The following is a 2526-nucleotide window of genomic DNA, read 5'->3' as shown; positions in this document are numbered from 1 at the left end:
GGTGCAACGGTCCAATTTACAGTATGCAAAATCAAAAAACTACCAAGTCACATGTTTGTTTAAATGAGACAGACAACAACTAAAATCATTATTATAATTCAAACTCTTCATGATTACAATTACAAACACAATATGTGTTAATCAGAAAAAAAATCGAAGTCAACATCTTATTTTGATAGGTGAAACAGCATGAGTATTCAAGAAGAAATGATCACAGCGTTATCATATTTCGGTCTTGAAAAAACAGATGCCATGGTTTACTTGGGTCTATTACAGATGGGCTCAGTTACAGTCGGCACAATGTCTGCAAAGCTAGATATTGATAGGGGCAAGGCATATAGATCTCTGAATAAGTTACGCAATCTCGGACTTATCACAACAACATTTTCAAACCCAACAATCTGCAAAGCAATAGAACCAAGGGAAGGACTTACCACAATCATGCAAAGGCGTGAGGATGAAATTGTCACCATGCAGAAGCTATCACATAAAATTGTTGATCAGCTTCAGCAGATAACAAGACCAGAAACTACCACGGAGATATCGTCATTTTCAATAATACAAGGACGCGCAAACATCTACGCTAGAATCGGCAAGCTAATCCAGGAATCCACCAAGACGATCTATATTGTCACAACAGTGGAAGATATTCTGAGAATGTATCATACAGCGATTCCGGAGAAAATAAAGATGTGCAAACATAACAAGGGCGATGTCAGAGTGTTAACTTGGACAAACAGTGAGAATCTGCTCCCGCTTGTTAACAGACTAAACGCAAGCGAGACCAGAATCGGCAAGCTACCATCCAAGAGCAGAATGATTGTAGAAGATGGCTCGCAGCTGATAATGTCTGGTTCCATAAAAGAATCCATGGATCTGAACGACGATAACGACTCTATAATGTACACAAACTCCTCTGAGATGATCAACAACATGTACAGTCTTTGCACACATCTGTGGAAGAAGGCAAAGCCAATCGAGCTGTTAATGTAAATTTTTTTATTTTAAAAACTTAGGCAAAAACTGCCTTAAACTGTGGATTTAGTGCAAGTCGTGCAAATATTGGATCTTTTGCTGCAATCTGTTTATAACCTGGCTCGATTTGTACTGCAGCGCCAAGCGCTTCTAGCGCATCGGAAACTTTGCCCAAAAGCAGGAGAGATTTTGATTTGTCAAACAGTACGGATGGGTCTTCAGCAAATAAAGTTAGCTGATCAAATATTGTAAGCGCCTCTCCGTGTTTGCCAAGTATTTGCAGAATTCTTGCCTTTGATAACAATACTTCATAATCATTTTTCTGAATTTGTAATACTTTATTTGCAATTTCAAGTGAATCTGAATGATTTCCAATGTTTGCCAGCAGCAATGCTTTGTTCTTTAATGCAGTAAGGTTTCCTGGGTCGGTTTGCAGAATTTGATCAAAAATCTTCAAAGATTCATCATGTCGTCCCATTACTGACAGCACATCTGCTTTTGTAACCAATATTTCAACATCAGACTCGGCCGTTTTTATTTTGTTAAAACATTGATAGGCATTTTCATATTCACCAAGTTTGTATAGTGCATTTCCTTTATGCGATAATGCTAAGGTATTGTCAGGATCTTTGTTTAAAACAGCATCAAAACATGCAATTGACTCTTCATACTTGTCAAGATGTGAGAGTATAATGCCCTTGTGCAAAATACATTCTGTATGAGTAGGCCTCTTTTTTAGAAATTGCTCAAATATTACAAGTGCCTGCTCGAATTTGTTCTTGTGCATCATGCAGGTACCAAGATAATATCCTGTATCTCTGTACCACTCTCTGATGTGCTGTATTTGTTGCAGACATGATAATGCGTCATCATATTTTCCAGTTTTGATGAGTGCCAATGATTTTGTATACATTGATTCGAGGTCTTTGGCATCAAGTACAAGGGCCCTATTGGCATAGGCTATCGAGTCTTGGAACATTCCAAGTCCGTACAATGCTTTTGCTTTGTAACAGAGAGAGCCTAGATGATTGCACTTTGATTCCAAAACCGAATCAAAACAAGATATTGCAGTATCGAATTTTTTGATGTTATAGAGTATTTTGCCTTTGTGGAATATCGAATCTATGTGATCTGGACTCTTTTCCAATATTTGGCCAAGGTGCTTTAGTGCCTCTTCATAATAGCCCAATTCCTCAAAGATCACAGCTTTTGCAAACGTAGCAAGAAGATGATTGTTATCAATTGTAGTTATTTTGTCAAGTAGATCTAGCGCGTCATGATACTTGCTTGAAGACATGAACACTCTTGCTTTTTGGTATAAAGCATCCACGTTAGATGGATTTAGTGACAGTATTTTATCAAAACAGTGCAACGCTGCAGAATCCTGTGAAAGCGAAGACAGTGCAAGACCTTTTTGGTATAAAGCATTTGTATTTGACGGATTTACTGTCAGCACTTTCTCAAAGCATACAAGTGCATCATTGTGTCTTTTACATGCTGCCAAACAAAGGCCTTTGAAATAAAGTACGTCAGTGTGTGATGGGCTGATTT

2 protein-coding genes are annotated in these 2526 nt (G+C 38.0%); one reads left to right on the top strand and one right to left on the bottom strand.

The annotated features are described in order from the left end of the window. The first annotated feature begins 189 nt into the window (after nucleotides 1-189). The gene (locus NITUZ_RS09590) at nucleotides 190-993 is read left to right on the top strand and encodes a TrmB family transcriptional regulator (protein WP_048197453.1); all 804 of its coding nucleotides are present in this window, start codon (nucleotides 190-192) and stop codon (nucleotides 991-993) included. Between the two features lie 19 nt (nucleotides 994-1012). Here the strand turns inward: NITUZ_RS09590 and NITUZ_RS09585 are convergent. Then, a partial coding sequence (locus tag NITUZ_RS09585; RefSeq protein ID WP_048197451.1) for a CDC27 family protein occupies nucleotides 1013-2526 on the bottom strand: 1514 nt, incomplete at its 5' end.

Source organism: Candidatus Nitrosotenuis uzonensis (assembly GCF_000723185.1).
GTDB classification, from domain to species: Archaea; Thermoproteota; Nitrososphaeria; order Nitrososphaerales; family Nitrosopumilaceae; genus Nitrosotenuis; species Nitrosotenuis uzonensis.
The sequence above is the reverse complement of the archived record's forward strand: the minus strand, read 5'-3'. Positions and strand labels throughout refer to the sequence as shown.

What these genes read in the sequence shown, in the direction of transcription:
- NITUZ_RS09590 (WP_048197453.1), top strand. Translation starts at nt 190, where the DNA reads ATGAGTATTCAAGAAGAAATGATCACAGCGTTATCATATTTCGGTCTT.